General features: G+C 69.8%; 16 protein-coding genes. 10 read left to right on the forward strand and 6 right to left on the reverse strand.

Annotated features, from left to right (window positions below):
- Positions 1-33: 33 nt before the first annotated feature.
- Positions 34-660: a DUF2238 domain-containing protein gene (locus tag AC0662_RS40060; protein WP_478307232.1), complete on the reverse strand. Its 627-nt coding sequence runs from the start codon at positions 658-660 to the stop codon at positions 34-36.
- A gap of 55 nt (positions 661-715) precedes the next feature.
- Positions 716-1,699: a hypothetical protein gene (locus AC0662_RS40065; protein ID WP_452202315.1), complete on the reverse strand. Its 984-nt coding sequence runs from the start codon at positions 1,697-1,699 to the stop codon at positions 716-718.
- A gap of 144 nt (positions 1,700-1,843) precedes the next feature.
- On the opposite strand from AC0662_RS40065, the gene AC0662_RS40070 reads away from it, so the two are divergent.
- Entirely contained in the window at positions 1,844-5,539 is a 3,696-nt protein-coding gene (locus tag AC0662_RS40070) for a S8 family serine peptidase (RefSeq protein ID WP_478307234.1), read from the forward strand.
- 64 nt (positions 5,540-5,603) lie between these two features.
- Here AC0662_RS40070 and AC0662_RS40075 read toward each other — a convergent pair whose 3' ends face one another.
- Both AC0662_RS40075 and AC0662_RS40080 read right to left on the reverse strand, forming a co-directional pair.
- Positions 5,604-5,975 (reverse strand): FKBP-type peptidyl-prolyl cis-trans isomerase, encoded by a 372-nt coding sequence (locus tag AC0662_RS40075; protein ID WP_387769669.1) that lies wholly within the window; start codon positions 5,973-5,975, stop codon positions 5,604-5,606.
- A 90-nt stretch (positions 5,976-6,065) separates the two neighbouring features.
- Positions 6,066-6,935, reverse strand: coding sequence for an alpha/beta fold hydrolase (locus AC0662_RS40080; protein ID WP_478307236.1), 870 nt, complete (start codon positions 6,933-6,935; stop codon positions 6,066-6,068).
- A gap of 120 nt (positions 6,936-7,055) precedes the next feature.
- On the opposite strand from AC0662_RS40080, the gene AC0662_RS40085 reads away from it, so the two are divergent.
- Entirely contained in the window at positions 7,056-7,790 is a 735-nt protein-coding gene (locus tag AC0662_RS40085) for a hypothetical protein (protein ID WP_478307238.1), read from the forward strand.
- Between the two features lie 60 nt (positions 7,791-7,850).
- Positions 7,851-9,128: a phosphoribosylamine--glycine ligase gene (gene purD, locus AC0662_RS40090; protein ID WP_478307240.1), complete on the forward strand. Its 1,278-nt coding sequence runs from the start codon at positions 7,851-7,853 to the stop codon at positions 9,126-9,128.
- A gap of 30 nt (positions 9,129-9,158) precedes the next feature.
- Here purD and AC0662_RS40095 read toward each other — a convergent pair whose 3' ends face one another.
- Entirely contained in the window at positions 9,159-9,671 is a 513-nt protein-coding gene (locus AC0662_RS40095; protein WP_478307241.1) for a TIGR04222 domain-containing membrane protein, read from the reverse strand.
- A gap of 73 nt (positions 9,672-9,744) precedes the next feature.
- On the opposite strand from AC0662_RS40095, the gene AC0662_RS40100 reads away from it, so the two are divergent.
- The 3 genes from AC0662_RS40100 to purB are packed head-to-tail and all read left to right on the forward strand — an operon-like array spanning position 9,745 to position 12,289.
- Entirely contained in the window at positions 9,745-10,233 is a 489-nt protein-coding gene (locus tag AC0662_RS40100) for a SigE family RNA polymerase sigma factor (RefSeq protein ID WP_452192878.1), read from the forward strand.
- The gene (locus AC0662_RS40105; RefSeq protein ID WP_452192880.1) at positions 10,226-10,837 is read left to right on the forward strand and encodes a hypothetical protein; all 612 of its coding nucleotides are present in this window, start codon (positions 10,226-10,228) and stop codon (positions 10,835-10,837) included. The genes AC0662_RS40100 and AC0662_RS40105 overlap by 8 nt, the downstream gene beginning before the upstream one ends.
- Positions 10,838-10,852: 15 nt before the next feature.
- The gene (gene purB / locus AC0662_RS40110) at positions 10,853-12,289 is read left to right on the forward strand and encodes an adenylosuccinate lyase (protein ID WP_478307244.1); all 1,437 of its coding nucleotides are present in this window, start codon (positions 10,853-10,855) and stop codon (positions 12,287-12,289) included.
- Positions 12,290-12,296: 7 nt separating this feature from the next.
- Here the strand turns inward: purB and AC0662_RS40115 are convergent, their stop codons facing one another.
- A complete protein-coding gene (locus AC0662_RS40115; protein WP_452192883.1) occupies positions 12,297-12,863 on the reverse strand; it encodes a hypothetical protein in 567 nt (188 codons plus the stop codon).
- A 93-nt stretch (positions 12,864-12,956) separates the two neighbouring features.
- Here AC0662_RS40115 and AC0662_RS40120 point away from each other — a divergent pair, with 93 nt between their 5' ends.
- The 4 genes from AC0662_RS40120 to AC0662_RS40135 all read left to right on the forward strand — a co-directional run bounded on the left by AC0662_RS40120 (position 12,957) and on the right by AC0662_RS40135 (position 17,039).
- Positions 12,957-13,313, forward strand: a complete 357-nt coding sequence (locus AC0662_RS40120; protein WP_452192885.1) for a hypothetical protein — start codon at positions 12,957-12,959, stop codon at positions 13,311-13,313.
- A 1-nt stretch (position 13,314) separates the two neighbouring features.
- Positions 13,315-13,707, forward strand: coding sequence for a hypothetical protein (locus tag AC0662_RS40125; RefSeq protein ID WP_478307246.1), 393 nt, complete (start codon positions 13,315-13,317; stop codon positions 13,705-13,707).
- A 63-nt stretch (positions 13,708-13,770) separates the two neighbouring features.
- Positions 13,771-15,003 carry a bifunctional glycosyltransferase family 2/GtrA family protein gene (locus tag AC0662_RS40130; protein WP_478307248.1) on the forward strand — a complete coding sequence of 411 codons (1,233 nt, stop codon included), beginning with the start codon at positions 13,771-13,773 and terminating at the stop codon, positions 15,001-15,003.
- Positions 15,003-17,039: a glycosyltransferase family 39 protein gene (locus AC0662_RS40135; RefSeq protein ID WP_478307250.1), complete on the forward strand. Its 2,037-nt coding sequence runs from the start codon at positions 15,003-15,005 to the stop codon at positions 17,037-17,039. Before AC0662_RS40130 ends, AC0662_RS40135 begins: the two co-directional genes overlap by 1 nt.
- The last annotated feature ends 7 nt before the right edge of the window (positions 17,040-17,046 follow it).

Genomic DNA, 17,046 nt, shown 5'->3' on the forward strand with positions numbered 1-17,046 from the left:
CGAACCGGGGCTTGCGGCAAGTCCCCCGGGCCGCTATACGTTGGAAGTAGAGGGAGTTCGCCGGGCCTGGTAGACGATCAGTCCGGCCACGCAGGCCCCGAGCGTTCCCAGGGCGAGATCGCCGAGCGTGTCGATGTAGGCGGTCTGCAGTTCGGGGGAGTCGCGCACGAACGCGACGTACTCGCCGAGTTCCCACACGACCGCCGCGGTGGCGCCGAAGCCGAGGGCGACGAACGTGGTCAGCGCCCGGGAGAGGCCACGCGGGGCGAAGGCGAGCAGGACGCCGCAGGTGAGGAAGGTCCAGAGGACGAAGTGCATGGCGTCGTCCCACCAGTCGACGGTGTCGAACAGATTCAGCCGGTTGCCGATCAGGTCGAGCAGCCAGGGGAGTGTCATCAACAGGTCGGCGTGCCAGGGGAAGCTGCGGTGCAGCGTGCTGCGCGTGCGGCCGTAAGCCCACCACCAGATTGGGACCACCATGGCGCCGATCGGGTACACGATCAGGCGGGCGGTCGAGGCCTTCCCCTTCATCCCGCTGAGGTCCGGCCAGATCAGGGCCGAGAGCAACAAACCGAGGAGCAGTACCTTCGCGGCCACGGCGGCGTACCGCAGCCAGTTCGGGCGAGTGCCGGGGATGGTGGTCGCAGCCATGGTCGTCATGCCTCCCAGTCAAGCGAGCCGCTGGGCGAGGCGGATGAGTACTACTACGGGATTATCAGACGCCGAGCCAGCCGCGGCGGGAAGCCTCGTGGCCGAGCTGGAAGCGTGTCACGACGTGCGCGCGGTCCATCAACTGGCTGACGCGACGCTGGACGGTGCGTAGCGACATCCCCAGTTGGCCGCCGATCGCTTGGTCGGTGAGCCCGGCCAGCAGCAGGGTGAGGATGCGGGCGTCGATGTCGTCGAGACGGTCAGCGGCGAGCTCGGTGGTGCCCGTATCGCTGGGCAGTACTTCGTTGGCGCCTGCCCAGACGAGGTCGAAGAGATGCAGTAGCGCGTCCAGCAACCCTGACGGATGCACGAGCAGCGCACCGCCGGCCGCGTTGTCCGCGGTAGGGGCCAACGGCAACAAGGCGAGTGAACGGTCGGCGACGATCAGCCGCAGCGGGAGGTCGCCGGTGACCCGGATCAGCTCGCCGGCCTTGAGCGACGCGGCCACGAGATCGACGAAGCCAGGCTTGGCGAACGCCGCCCGTTCGACGACCACCCGGTACGTCACGCCACGCGCCAGGGCGGCGTCCTCGTCCACGTTCTCGTCGGCGGACACCACGGCGACCGACGCCTTGACCAGCGCCAGCACCTCCTCGGACGCGCCGCGCTGCATCTGGCCGAACCGCTGCGCCACTGCCTGCGCGCCGCGCACCACCTCGATCACGTCGGTGTCCGACCGGTCGGCCATCACGCCGCGGTACTGCTCGGCCAGGCGCCCGAGCTCGAGCTGCGCCCGGCGGATCTCCTCCTGGCGCTGCACGATCAGCGACCCGAGCGCGAGGGTCGGCGGCGATGCGACGAAGTGGCCGGGCATCGCGGTCGAACGGGCCACGAGGCCCTTCTCCTCGAGCCCGTCGAGCGCGGCAGCGAGGTCCGCGACGTCGACCTGCATCGAGGCCGCGAGCGCCTCGAGCGACTCCGACGGCAGCGCGATCAGCCGCCGGTAGGCGCCCTCCTCGGTGGTATCCAGTCCCAGCACGTCGAGCATCGTGCGCTCCTTCGAGGGTCCTGCGGGGGCGGACGGGGTGGCGGACAGATGTCATGCCGCAATCCCGCCATTGAGCACTGTACGGCGGCGTGACATGTTCATGCCATTCCGCTCCGCAGGTGCATTCCAGGAAGGGTCCCGCCCATGTCCAGATCCGCCCGCGCCGTCGCCGGCGGCCTCGCTGTCCTCGTGGCTTTCGCCGCGGCGACGACGACGCCGTCGCAGGCAGATGGTGTCGCCTCACCCGGCACCGCCCCACCCACTCAGCCGGCCACTGGCCAGAGCCACCGCGTCACGCTCTTGACCGGTGACGTGGTCACGCTCACCGAAACCCCCGGCGGTCAGCCGACCGCATCCGTCGAGCCGGCGCCCGGCAACACGGCCGGCGTCCAGATCCAGCAGGTCGGCAAGGACCTGCACGTGGTCCCGGACGCTGCGCTGCCGTACCTCGCCTCGGGCCGCCTCGACCCCGAGCTCTTCAACGTCACCGCACTCGTCGACCAGGGGTACGACGACTCCGCGGTGAAGTCGATCCCGCTCATCGTCCAGTACCGGCCGGGCCTGCGCGCCGCCGCCGCGACTCCGCAGCACGCCGACCGCGGCGCCACGCTGGAGAGCATCGGCGGCCTGGGTCTGGCTGCACACAAGGCCGAGGCGGCGCAGTTCTGGACGGGGATCACCGCCAACACCGCGCGCTCGGTGGCGGCACCGGGCCAGTTCGGCGGCGGCATCCAGAAGGTGTTCCTCGACGAGAAGGTCAAGGCCAGCCTGGCCGACAGCGTCGCCCAGATCGGTGCGCCGGACGCCTGGGCCAAGGGCGTCGACGGCTCCGGTACGACGGTCGCGGTGCTCGACACCGGCATCGACCAGACGCACCCCGACGTGGCGGGTCAGATCGTCGAGACCAAGAGCTTCGTCCCCGGTGAGACCACCGAGGATGTCAACGGGCACGGCACCCACGTCGCGTCCACCGTCGCCGGGACCGGCGCGGCGTCGAACGGTCTCGAGAAGGGCGTCGCGCCGGCCGCTCACCTGGCGATCGGCAAGGTGCTCAGCGACGGCGGGTCCGGCGCTGCCTCCTGGATCATCGACGGGATGGAGTGGGCCGCGCACCGCGCCAAGGTCGTCAGCATGAGTCTCGGCAGCACCGAACCGAGCGACGGCACCGACCCGATGGCGCTCGCGGTCGACCAGCTGAGTGCCGAGACCGGCGCCCTGTTCGTGATTGCCGCAGGCAACTACGGCCGGGTGAGCGGCATCGGTTCGCCGGGTGCCGCGGCGTCGGCGTTGACCGTCGGCGCGGTCGACGGCAACGACCAGCGGGCGTACTTCCAGGACATGGGTCCGCGGCTCGGCGACGCGACGGTGAAGCCGGAGATCGTGGCGCCGGGTGTCGACGTGCTCGCGGCCCGCGCGGCCAAGTCGTCCGGCACCGGCTTCTACAAGTCGCTCAGCGGTACGTCGATGGCGACGCCGCACGTCGCCGGCGCGGCGGCTCTGCTCGTTCAGGAGCACCCTGACTGGACCGGTGAGCAGATCAAGTCCGCATTGGTGAGCACGGCCAAACCGCTCGCCGGCGAGACGGCGTACCAGGTCGGGGGCGGTCGGCTCGACGTACCGGCGGCCGCGTTCGGCAAGGTGATCGCGACGGCGACCCGCGACTTCGGGTTCCACGCCTGGCCGCACGGTGACGACGTGCCGGTCCAGCGGAGCATCACGTACACGAACCTCGGTGACACGGCGGCCACGCTCGACCTGTCGACCGACGTGACCAGCGACGGTACGACGGCAGCGCCGGCCGGCCTCTTCAAGCTCGGAGCGACGCAGGTCACCGTACCCGCGAACGGCACCGCCACGGTCGACGTCACCGCGACGCCGAACCTGGCCACGCCGGGTTCGTCGTACTCGGGGACGGTCGTCGCCAAGCAGGACGGTCAGCGGGTCGCGCAGACCGCGGTCGGCCTGGTCATGGAGGGCGAGCGGTACGACCTGAAGGTGCATGCGACGGGTCGCGACGGCAAGCCGGCCGGCGGGTTCCTGACGCTGTACAAGTACGGCGACCAGTTCGTCAGCACTCTCGAGATCGACCCCACTACCGGGACGGTCTCGACGCAGCGCCTCGAGCCCGGCGTCTACACCGCGACCTCGTGGCTGGAGGTCGACGGCGGCGAGGGCGTTGCCCTGGTCGGCACGCCGCACCTCGTGATCGGGAAGAACACCGAGATCACCCTCGACGCCCGAACGGCGAACCCGATCACGCTCGGCACGTCGCGCCCGGGTGAGGACGTCTACCGCCGACCGGGCTGGTACCACGACTCGGGGATCGGCGGTCAGTACGCGACCTTCCTCAGCCAGTACGTGCCGACGCCGCTGACGACCAAGATGTACGCCGCTCCGACCGGTCAGGTGCCGGGTGGCCACTACGAGTTCTCGACCCGTTGGCGTCGTACGGCGCCGTTGGTGTCGATGACCGTCGACAACTTGCAGTTGCACCCGCTCCTCCAGCGCGGCTCGAAGCGCTGGGACGGCAAGGCGACGCTGACCGCCGCGTACGCCGGTACTGGCGCGGCCGCCGACTATGCGGGCAAGGACGTTCGGGGCAAGGCGGTGTTCGTGACGGCGAGCAGTGCGGTGACCCCGGCCGATCGCGCGGCGGCTGCTGTCGCTGCCGGTGCCCGGGTGCTGATCGTGGTCAACGACGGGTCGGGCAAGTACTACGACACCGCGGGTGGGACCAACCTTCCGGTGTACTCGTTGACGGCGGCCGAAGGTGGTCCGTTGGTCCAGCGGATCGTTGCTGGGGGCAATCTCCGGCTGCGGGCGATGGGGACCGAGGCGCCGCCGTACCTGTACGACGTGGTGAAGGCCTACACCGGGGCGATCCCGGCGAACCTGAGCTACGCGCCGCGGGCGAGCGAGTTGGCGACCGTCGTGAACCGGTTCGTCGGGCCGACCGGCGAGCTCGCGTTCGAGAGTCGCGCGGACTGCCGGATCGGGTACTGGCCGCCGTGTCTGCAGGTGACCGAGCCGGTCCATCTCGGGACCGAGCGGGTGGACTACGTGTCCACGCAGGAAGGGACCGACTGGTACGAGCAGACGAGTCACCCGCAGGGCTGGGAGCAGCGCGGCGAGCGGCACACGTACGCAGGCCGTTCCGTCCAGACGAACTCGTGGTTCGCGCCGGTCGTCCGGCCGCGCGTCGGCTCGGGGTACTGGAACCCGCGGCGCAGCGGCGACTTCTTCGCGGTGAACGTGCCGACCGCCAGTAGTGGCGACCAGGGCGTCACCGGTGCGATGGACGACGACTCGACGGTCGAGACGCGGCTGTTCCAGAACGGGGAGCTGATCCGGAAGAGTTCCTTCCAGGCGGTGCAGACGAGTGTGCCGGCCACGACGGGTTGGGCGAACTACCGCTTCGAGATGGACACCACCCGGCCGGCGGTCTGGGGACAGGGGACCAAGACCACGACCGCGTGGGACTTCCGGGCCCAGACGACCGAGGCGAGCGACTGGGTGTACCTGCCGCTGGTCCAGGTCGACTACCACCTCGCGACGGACCTCAACGGTGCGCTCACGAACGGCCGGCAGCGGATCGGTCTGAGCGCGTTCCAGTTCGCCGGTGTCGAGGGCGCGGGCAAGGTCAACGCCGCGACGCTCGCGGTCTCGTACGACGACGGCGCCAACTGGCAGCCGGTGTCGCTGTCGCGAACCGCCGGCGGATGGTCTGCCGATGTCCGGGTGCCGAAGGGCGCGTCGTACCTCTCGCTGCGGGCGACGGCCGGCGACGAGGCCGGGAACAAGATCAGCCAGGAGGTGATCCGGGCGGCCGCGATTCGCTGACGCTCATATGACACAGCCGGCGGTGACCACCTGGTCGCCGCCGGCTGTTCGTTCGCTGGTGGGGTCAGCTGACGCTGATCAGGTCCACCACGAAGATCAAGGTCTCGCCCGGCTTGATCGCGCCGCCCGCGCCGCGGTCGCCGTACCCCAGGTGCGGCGGGATGACCAGCTTGCGGCGGCCACCGACCTTCATGCCCTGGACGCCGGTGTCCCAGCCCTGGATGACCTGGCCGACGCCGAGCTGGAACGCCAGCGGGGCGCCCCGGTTGTACGACGCGTCGAACTCCTCGCCGGTCGAATGGGCCACGCCCACGTAGTGCACGTTCACCCGGGAGCCGGCCTTGGCCTCGTCGCCGTCGCCCACGGTGATGTCGGTGATCTCGAGATCCGCCGGCGGCGGACCGTCAGGGAAGTCGATCTCTGGCTTGTCAGTCATGTCACCAGCTAAGCAGACACCCCACCCACGTCACCCCCCAGCACCCCCGTTCCGCTGACAGCGGAACGGGCGTGCACAACGGGTCGTGGATCAGGCGCGGCTGGTCAGCACCTCGCGCAGCGTGGCCGCGAACTCGGTGGGCTTGCCGGGCATGCCGTACTCGTTGCCGAGGAAGCCGCCGTGGTTGCCCGGGAACACGACCGGCGTCAGACCGAGCCGCTCGGCGACGGCCTTCCCGCCGCGTGCGGCGAGCTGGTTCGCCGACTCCTCGCCGATGCCGATCACGATCCGGTCCTTCGCCTTGTCCAGGGCGTCGAAGTCCGGCTGGTACGACGTACAGCCGCGGAGGTTCTGGCCGAGCAGCGCGTCGGTGCGGCTGCCGTCGTCCTCGGTGGGGAGGCCGAACATCGCCGGATCCGGCGCGGGCTGTTGCGAGTAGGCGGCCGGTAGCTCGCCGTCGTACCCGACCAGGGCGATGAACTTCGCCATGCCGCGACCCAGGCCGTCGCGCTGGTACGTCTCGTACATGTCGGCGATCGCGGCCAGCGCGGCGTCGCTGTCGGGGACGATCGCGGCGAGCGGCGGCTCGTGCGCGACCAGCGTGTTGATCAGGTCCGGGTGCTTCGCGGTCAGGGCCAGCGCGTTCACCGCGCCGCCGCTGCTGGCGAAGATGTCGACCGGGCCGACGTCGAGGTGCTCGATCAGCGCGGCGAGGTCGGCGGCGTGATCCCCGGGTGACAGCTCGGTCAGCTCGCCGCTCCGGGCGCTGCGCTCGGTGCCGCGCGGGTCGTACGTCACCACCGTGCGGTCCTCGAAATGCGAGGCCAGGGTGGGGAATCCGCTGGCCGCCATCGGTGAGCCGAAGATCAGCAGGACCGGGCGGTTCGCGAGGTCGCCGCGGACGTCGTACGTCAGTGTGGCGCCCGGTACGTCGAGCGTTCGGGTGACAGGCTCTGGCATCACAGCTCCCCTTGGTCCGGCCCACCCCCTTTGGTCGGCCCGTGGTGGTGAGCCTAGACCGCAGCCGCGGCACGGAACAGGAACTCAACCTGAACCCAGTCGGCATTAAAGTTGCACTCTGTGACGAAGACGAGGCTCCCTGTTCTGACTCTCGCCGCCGCTGTGGTGGCGGCCGCAGTCGCGGTAGCCGTGCCGCGTTCGTCGGACGCGAGCACGACGGGCGAGAACTACGGGCAGTACTCGCTGATGTTTCAGAAGTCGGCCGGGCAGTACTTCGCCGGCGCGTCCGCCGCCGGTCAGTGGACCTGGACGCCGCTCAGCGCCACCGAGTCCGACATCTCGTGGGGCGACCCGAAGGCCTGGCCGCCGAAGTCCGCGGAGCACTTCGTCAAGGCCGGCGAGTGGGTCCTCCTCGACGGCTACAACGACGGCGCCGGCCGCCCGCTGACCCAGGTCCAACGCGTCACCAGCGAGAAGATCGGCGATGCCGACTGCAACAACCTGCAGCCCATCCCGTCCGCCGGCGGCCGCCAGCACTACGTCAAGTGGAACATCCCCGCCACCGGCTACTGCCTGGACGCGACCGGCACGATCAAGCCCCCCAACGGCTCCACCACCGTCACCTTCCGCCACGTCCAGAAGTGGCTACCACCCCATCAGTGCTCCAACCCGTACTACGCCGGCCAGACCTGCATCACCCAGTCCGAACAGTGGTGGGACGACAACCAGCACCCCTACTCCCTCCAACTGGCCCGCACCGTAGAACTGGCCCAAGGCAAAGGCATGGCCTTCACCAACCACACCACCACCCCCGTCGAATGGAACGCCGACGGCCGCTACTACTGGACCTACTGACAGCGAACCGTTCAGACCACGGTCCTGTGGGGTGCTCCAGGCACGCTAGGCTGATGGCCCGTGAAGGTCTTGGTGATCGGTTCTGGTGGCCGCGAGCATGCTCTGGTCTGGGCGCTGGCCCAGGACGCGGAGGTCGAACAAGTGGTGGCGGCCCCGGGGAACCCGGGCATCGCCGTGTTGCGTCCGGCGTACGACGGGCAAACGATCGTTTGCCGGCCCGTGGACATGGCCGACCACGATGCCGTCGTCGCGCTGGCGCGTGAGCTGGAGGTCGACCTGGTCGTCGTCGGGCCCGAGGCGCCGCTGGTGGCCGGCCTGGCCGACCCGTTGCGGGACGCCGGGATCGCGGTGTTCGGACCGTCTCGCGAAGCCGCGCAGATCGAGGGATCGAAGGCGTTCGCGAAGGACGTGATGGCCACGGCGAGTGTGCCGACCGGCCGTGCGTACGTGTGTACGACGCCCGAGGAGGCCGCGACCGCGATCGACGCGTTCGGCCCGCCGTACGTCGTGAAGGACGACGGGCTCGCCGCGGGTAAGGGCGTCGTGGTCACGTCGGACCGCGAGGCGGCGCTTGCGCACGCGGGTGAGTGCGAGCAGGTGCTGATCGAGGAGTTCCTCGACGGTCCCGAGGTCTCGCTGTTCGCGATCACCGACGGCACCACCGTCCTGCCGATGCAGCCGGCGCAGGACTTCAAGCGGCTCGGCGACAACGACGAGGGCCCGAACACCGGCGGCATGGGCGCGTACACGCCGTTGCCGTGGGCACCGGACGACTTGGTCGAGGAGATCACCGAGAAGGTCCTGCAGCCCACCATCGACGAGCTCCGCCACCGCGGTACGCCGTTCAGCGGCCTGCTGTACGCCGGTCTCGCGCTGACCTCGCGTGGTGTCCGGGTGATCGAGTTCAACTGCCGCTTCGGGGACCCGGAGACGCAGGCGCTGCTGCCGATGCTGAAGACCCCGCTCGGTGGCCTGCTGTACGCCGCCGCGACGGGCAAGCTCGGCGACCACGGGGACCTGAGCTGGCGGAACGCCTCCTCGGTCGCGGTCGTGGTGGCGGCGAAGAAGTACCCGTCGAGCCCCCGCAAGGGCGATCAGATCGCCGGCATCGACCAGGCGGAGAACGACGACGTACGGGTCTTCCACGCGGGTACGGCGCTCGACGGGGAGGAACTCGTCACCGCGGGCGGCCGTGTCCTCGCGGTCAGCGCCGTCGGCAAGGATCTCGCCGAGGCGCGGCAGCGTGCCTACGCCGCCGTCGGTCAGATCCGGATCAAGGGCTCCCAGCACCGCACCGACATCGCGCTCAAGGCCGAGCGCGGCGAGATCACGGTCTGAGTCGGCCCAGTCTGAGCCAGCCCGTCTGAGTCAGCCCGCGGTCCAGGTGCCGGGCGACGGGCCGATCGTGCCGTCGATGGTGTTGTCGCGGACCGGGAGCATCGGCTCGATCTTCGGCATCCCCGGCAGCGGGTGCGCCAGCATGTCCCGCAGTTCCTGGTCCTCGATCGCCGGTACGCCGAGCACGGCAACCCGCCGTACCCCCGTGCCGGGATGCTCACGCAGCTCGCGGTAGGTCTTGCTGAACCACCGCAGCCCCCGGAGCTGACCCTTCGCGCGGACGTCCTTCTCCAGCGCCGACACGGCCGGAGACGCAGCCACCGCCGCGAGGAACTCGCTCACACCGATCCCGCTGTCCGGGACCAGGTCGAGCGCGGCCGCCTCGACGGGGTACGCCGACTCGACCCGCGCGACCCTGATCCGCTGCCGCTTGTACGCGACCTCGAGCTGCCCACCGGCCGCGAGCGTGACGAGGACAACCACTGCGGCACGTTCGCTACCGCCCACCAACCACGCGATCTCGTACGTCGTGAGCTTGTCCATGTACTCAGAGTGACGTTGGATAGGGTCACGCATTCGATGGAACCGGATCGAGAGGTCGGGGGTGTAGGCAGGTATGGAGACGGAGGGGTTGCGGGAGTTCTACCGCGCTCATCAGCCACGGCTGGTGGGCGTGATCTCGCTGCTGACCGGGTCGCGCGCCGAGGCCGAGGACATCGTCCAGGAGGCGTTCGTGCGGTTGGTGCCCCGCTGGGAGAAGGTGTCGCGGTACGACTCACCCGAGGCCTGGGTGCGGCTGGTCGCGATGCGGCTCGCTGCGAACAAGCACCGGGACGGCAACCGGTTCAGCCAGTTGTTCCACCGGCTGCCGACCGAGCACGTCCCGGACCATGCCGACGGGTATTCGGGTGACCTCGAGCGGGCTCTCGCCGGCCTGCCGATGCCGACCCGGCAGGTCGTCGTCCTCCATTACGTCTGTGACCTGAGCGTGGCTCAGGTGGCCGACACCCTCGGGATCGCGGAAGGCACGGTCAAGTCGCGCCTGTCCCGCGCCCGGGACGCCCTGTCCGATTCATTGCTGTTGAGGAGTGACGACCATGCCTGATCTGCAGGAGGACCTGCAGGCGGTGGCCGACCGCCGCGCCGCCGAGTCCACCGGTGACTTCGACTCCGTCCTGACCACGGCGCGTTCCCGCAAGCGCCGCAAGACCGCCGGTCTGTCCGTGCTCGGCGCGGCCCTGGTGGTCGGCGCCGTCGCGATCGTCCCCACGCTCCGGCCGGCGCACGACACCGCGCCGGTGGCCGGCAGCCCCGTACCGACGAACGCGGTCGCGCCGCCCGAGGTCGAGGTGCAGCCGACCGCGCAGGTGCTGCCGAAGGCCAAGCCGCTGGCGCTGACGTCCACGGTGACGAAGGCCGGCGCCCAGTTCGTGGCCTCGTTCCCGGACAAGGCGGTCCGCTCGGCGACGTTCTCGATGTCGCTGGCGTCCTCGCCGAACGCGCCGCTGTACACGCTGGTCGCGAAGATCCCGGGCGACCCGACCACGCCGTACGCGATCCGGCTGACCGGTGAGATGGGCGTCGCGCTCCCGCAGTACACGGGCGCCGGTCCGTACACGCTGGCCGTGCCGAAGGGTATTCCGGCCGGGTCGTACGAGGTGTGCACGCTGTCCGGTGCCCGCCTGTGCGGTCTGGTGACCGTCAAGTAGTCGCCATCTGGGAGAATGGGGTTCGTGACCAAACCCCGGATCCCGAACGTTCTCGCCGCGCGCTACGCCAGTGTCTCGATGGCGGAGCTCTGGTCACCGGAGCACAAGATCGTGCTCGAGCGGAAGCTCTGGGTCGCGGTCCTGAGGGCCCAGCGGCAGCTCGGGGTCGCGGTTCCGGACGGGGTCGTCGAGGACTACGAGCGGGTGATCGACCAGGTCGACCTGGGCTCGATCGCCGCCCGTGAACGGGTCACGCGGCATGACGTGAAGGCGCGGATCGAGGAGTTCAGCGAGCTCGCGGGTCACGAGCACATCCACAAGGGGATGACGTCTCGGGACCTGACCGAGAACGTCGAGCAGCTGCAGATCCGCGCCGGGCTCGAGCTGGTCCGGGACCGTGCGGTGGCAACCGCCGTACGGCTCGGGCAACTCGCCGCCGATCACGCGGCGCTGGTGCTGACCGGGCGTTCGCACAACGTGGCCGCGCAGGCGACCACGCTGGGCAAGCGGTTCGCGTCGGCGGCCGACGAGCTGCTGGTCGCGGTCGCCCGGCTCGAGGAGCTCATCGAGCGCTACCCGCTGCGCGGCATCAAGGGCCCGGTGGGTACGTCGCAGGACATGCTCGACCTGTTCGGTGGCGACGCGGAGAAGCTCGCCACGCTGGAGACGACGATCGCCCAGCACCTCGGCTTCAACAACGCGCTGACCAGCGTCGGCCAGGTCTATCCGCGGTCTCTCGACTACGAGGTCGTGTCCGCGCTGGTGCAGCTGGCCGCCGGGCCGTCGAGCCTGGCGACGACGATCCGGTTGATGGCCGGGCACGAGCTGGTCACCGAAGGGTTCAAGGAGGGCCAGGTCGGGTCCTCGGCGATGCCGCACAAGATGAACACCCGCTCCTGCGAGCGCGTCAACGGTCTCGCGGTGATTCTGCGCGGGTACGCGTCGATGGCGGGCGAGCTGGCCGGCAACCAGTGGAACGAGGGCGACGTCTTCTGCTCCGTCGTACGGCGGGTCGCGCTGCCGGACGCGTTCTTCGCGCTGGACGGACTGTTCGAGACCTTCCTGACCGTGCTGGACGAGTTCGGGGTGTACCCGGCGGTGGTTGCGCGGGAGCTCGAGCGGTACCTGCCGTTCCTGACCACCACCAAGGTGCTGATGGCCGCGGTGAAGAACGGTGTCGGCCGCGAGACCGCGCACGAGGTGATCAAGGAGCACGCGGTCGCCACCGCACTCGACCTGCGCAAGGGCCTCGCCGCGAACGACCTGTTCCATCGCCTCGGCACCGACGGCCGCCTCGGCCTCACCGAGGAGCAGATCGTCGGCATCGTTGGCGAACCACTGTCCTTCACCGGCGCGGCCGTCGCCCAGGTCGGCACCGTCGTCGCCCAGATCGACGAACTCGCCAAGCGCCACCCGGAAGCAGCCGCCTACAGCCCGGGCGACATTCTCTGATCGTTCGTCAGCGGCCGTGCCCGGCCTGCCGCTGGTCCCCGGCGCGAGTCCCTGTGTGCTGGACGGCGCCCTGATCGCCGAGCGGTGACCTGGTGCCCGCCGGCGGTTGGGCGTCGAGGAATCGAGCCGGCTGCTGGACCTGCTGCACGCTCCGGACCGTCTCGGCGACCATGGCCGCGGTGTGCTGCCACGCGGCCCTGAGCTCGGCGGGGTCCGTGGACGGCGGCTCGGTCATCGGCCTCCATTCGGAGTCCCCGGGGCCGTAGCGATCGTGCCCGCCGGTGCTCGGGTTGGGCACGATCGTCTGACTCGACCGGTATCCGATGTAGTTCCCGAGGTCGACCGCCGGGTGTCCCTGGTTGGCCAGCTGGATCAGACCGTTCCGGTCGTCGTCGTCCATCCACTGCCAATCGGCCGTCAACTGGGCGACGACCGCGGCCTGGCGGTCGATCGGGTCCGGTAGCCGCTCGGGCGAGGCGAAGCGGAGCCGGGACTGGGCGGCCTGGGCGCGCTCGAACGCCTCCGGGTACGACCGCCGCATCAGGTCCTCGAAGACTTCCTTGCTCGGAGCCACCAGCCACCTCCAGATCGTTCCCGGCAGTTTCGCAAAAGGTGAGGTCATGCCCCGTCTGTCGGCGGTTCCGGCCGAGGTGACATCCTCTAACCCGTGTTCGTACCGCTCACGTGGTTTCTGGTCGCGCTGTCGCTGGCTGCGATGGTGTACGCCGTTGTGCTGGCGGCGCGGAACAAGCGGATCGACTGGACCGTGCTCGGGGCGCTGGGCGTCATCGAGCTCGGGTTGATCGCGCAGCTCGTCGTCGGGATCGTGCAACTGGCCGGGACCGACCGGGACGTGTCGGGGCCGTTCTTCGTCGGCTACCTGATTGGCTCGCTGATCATCCTGCCGATCGGGGCGTTCTGGGCGCTGGCGGAGAGCAGCCGGTGGGGTGCGGGCGCACTGGCGGTCGCGTGCCTGGTGATCCCGATCCTCGAGCTGCGGCTGCACGACCTGTGGGCGGTCTGAGATGACCGACCCGTCGGCCACGAAGCACGGCCCCGGGCGAATCCTGATCGCGGTGTACGGCGTGTTCGCGCTGGCCGCGACCGCGCGGGCCGCCGTACAGATCGCGACCAAGTTCCGCGATGCGCCGATCGCGTACCTGCTGTCGGCGGTTGCCGCGGTCATCTATATCGCCGCGACGGTCGCGCTGGCGAAGGCGACCGCGGTGTCCCGGAAGGTGGCCACGATCGCGATCGCGATCGAGCTGACCGGCGTGCTCGCGATCGGCGCGTTCAGCTACGCCGTACCGGACGACTTCCCCGACGCGACCGTCTGGTCGCACTTCGGCCAGGGCTACGGCTTCGTACCGGTCGTGCTCCCCGTGCTCGGGTTGCTCTGGCTCCGTCGCACCCGGTAACTGCCAGGAAACTGCCAGCCACCCACAGGGGCTGACTCAGGTTCACCGGACAGCATCGGTGGCATGGAGATTCCAGGTCAGCCTCGGGTCGAGATCGTCGTACCCGTCAAGAACGAGGAGAACGACCTCGGCCCGAACATCCGGCGGCTCCGTGAGTTCCTCGACACCGCCTTCCCGTTCTCGGCCGAGGTCTGCATCGCGGACAACGGAAGTACGGACGCGACCTATGAGATCGGCATGCTGCTCGCGAGCGAGCTGCCCGGGGTCCGGATCGTCCGGCTCGAGCAGTCCGGGCGCGGCCGCGCGCTGAAGCAGGTCTGGTCCGCCAGCACCGCCGAGGTGCAGGCCTATATGGACGTCGACCTGTCCACCAACCTGAACGCTCTGCTCCCACTCGTGGCGCCGCTGCTGGCAGGGCACAGTGACGTTGCCATCGGCACTCGGTTGGCGAAGGGCTCCCGGGTGGTTCGGCGGCCGAAGCGGGAGTTCATCTCGCGCTCGTACAACCTGTTGCTGCGGGCAACGCTGAGCGCGCACTTCTCGGACGCGCAGTGCGGGTTCAAGGCGATCCGCGCGGACGTGGCGCGGGAGCTGCTGCCGCTGGTGCAGGACACCAGTTGGTTCTTCGACACCGAGCTGCTGGTGCTGGCGGAGAAGGCCGGGCTGCGGATCCACGAAGTACCGGTGGACTGGGTCGACGACCTGGACTCGCGGGTCGCGATCGCGAAGACGGTCGGCGAGGATCTGCGGGGGATCGCTCGACTGACACGCGATCTCGGTCGCGGTCGGGTCGACCTGGAGCCGATCCGGCAGAAGTACGGCCGGCCGCGGATTCTCGATCCGCGGACCGCGATGGCCGCGCGGGTGCTCCGGTTCTGCGCGATCGGTGTGCTGAGCACAGCGGCGTACGCGCTGCTCTATCTCGTGCTGCGCCAGGGCATGCCGGCGCAGGTGGCGAACCTGCTGGCGCTGCTGATCACCGCGGTCGGCAACACCACGCTGAACCGGCGGATCACGTTCGGAGTGACCGGCGTCGAGGGCCGCTGGCGGCATCAGCTGCGTGGGCTGGTCGCGTTCGGCATCGGCTGGAGCCTGACCGCGGCGTCGCTCTGGCTGTTGCACACCGCGGTCTCCGCACCGCACCAGGCGGTGGAGATCACCGTCCTGACCCTCGCGAACCTGGCCGCCACGGTGGTCCGCTTCAGCCTCTTCCAAACCTGGGTCTTCGACGACGACGCACCCACCCTGCCTGCCTTCGAGCCGCCCGCGGTTCTCGACCAGACCCGGAGTAATTGATGACGACGCTGTCTGATCCTGTCGAGGCCACCCGGCCGCGCTCGATCACCACGCAGTACACGCTGGGCAGGGACAAGATCCTGTACGGCGGCCTGCTCGCGCTGACCGCGATCGCGTACCTGTGGGGCCTGTCGAAGAACGGCTACGCCAACGAGTACTACGCCGCGGCGGTGCAGGCCGGGTCGTCGAGCTGGAAGGCCTGGTTCTTCGGCTCGTTCGACTCCTCGAGCTTCATCACCGTGGACAAGACCCCCGGCTCGCTGTGGGTGATGGGCTTGTCCGGACGGATCTTCGGGTTCAACAGCTGGAGCATGCTGGTGCCCGAGGCGTTGATGGGTGTCGCGAGCGTCGGCTTCGTGTACGCGTCGGTCCGACGCTGGTTCTCCGCGAACGCCGGTCTGCTGGCCGGCGCGGTGCTCGCGCTGACGCCGGTCGCCGTACTGATGTTCCGGTTCAACAACCCGGACGCGCTGCTGATGCTGCTGCTCTGCGTCGGTGCGTGGGCGGTGACGCGGGCGATCGACTCGGTCAAGTACTCGGCGCGCTGGATGATCCTGGCCGGTGCGATGGTCGGGTTCGGGTTCCTGACGAAGATGCTGCAGGCGTTCCTGGTGCTGCCGGCGTTCGGGATCGCGTACCTGGTGGCCGGAAAGCCGGCCCTCGGCAAGCGGATCGTGCACCTGGTGCTGGCGGCCGTCTCGCTGATCGTGAGCGCCGGCTGGTGGGTCGCGATCGTCGAGCTGCTGCCGGCGTCGGCGCGGCCGTACATCGGTGGGTCGTCGACGAACAGCATCCTCGAGCTGACGCTCGGATACAACGGTCTCGGGCGGTTGAGCGGTAACGAGACCGGGTCCGTCGGCGGCGGGGTCGGCAACCCCGGATGGGGTGGCGCGACCGGTCTGCGGCGGCTGTTCGGTGGTGAGTTCGGGTCGCAGATCTCGTGGCTGATGCCGGCCGCACTGCTCTCGACCGTCGTTCTGGTCGTCGCTGCAGGCAAGGCGCCGCGGACGAACAAGACCCGGGCGTTCGCGCTGCTGTGGGGTGGGTGGCTGGTCGTCACCGGACTGGTGTTCAGCTACATGCAGGGCATCATCCACCCGTACTACATGATCGCTCTGGCGCCGGCGTTCGGTGCGGTGATCGGTGGCGCGATGTCGATCCTGTGGCGGCGCCGCGCGGAGTGGTTGCCGCGCGCAACTCTCGCGGGTGGCGCGCTGCTCACGGCCGGGTGGAGTTTCGCCCTGCTGAACCAGACGCCGACCTGGCAGCCGTGGCTGCGCTGGGTGGTGCTGATCACCGGCATCCTGGCGGCCGGCCTGGTCATGCTGCTTCCGGAGCTGAAGCTGCATCGCACGGCCGCCCGTCGTGGGGGTCTGATCGCCGCCACGGTCCTCGCGTTCAGCGCGCTGGCCGGACCAGCGGCGTACTCGATCGACACGATCAGCACGGCGCACGCCGGCGCGATTCCGACGGCCGGACCGGGCGGTATGGGCGGCTTCGGCGGTATGGGCGGTGGCCGTGGCGGCCGGATGGGCATGCCGCCGGGCCAGACCGGCACTGGTACGACGCAGCCGGGCACGGGCACGACGCAGCCGGGAACTGGTACTGGTACGACGCAAGGTGGTCCTGGTGGTGGCGGGATGGCCGGCGGCGGGTTCCTCGGTGGGGGTGGGACCAGCAGCGTCTCCAGTGAGCTGGTGACACTGCTGCAGCAGGGGGCGAAGGGATACACCTGGGCCGCCGCGGCGGTGACCGCGAACGGCGCCGCGCCGCTGCAGATCGCGTCCGGCGAGCCGATCATGGCGATCGGCGGGTTCAACGGCACCGACCCGGCGCCGTCGCTGGCCGAGTTCAAGGAGCTGGTTGCGCAGGGCAAGGTCCACTACTTCGTCGGTGGCGGCGGGATGGGTGGCGGGTTCGGCGGCCGGGACAGCGGGACCTCGAGCGAGATCTCCACCTGGGTCAGCGAGAACTTCACCGCGCAGACCGTTGGCAGCACCACCATTTACGACCTCTCCACCGGAAAGGGAGCATGACTATGAA

Source organism: Kribbella sp. NPDC043289 (assembly GCF_056436705.1).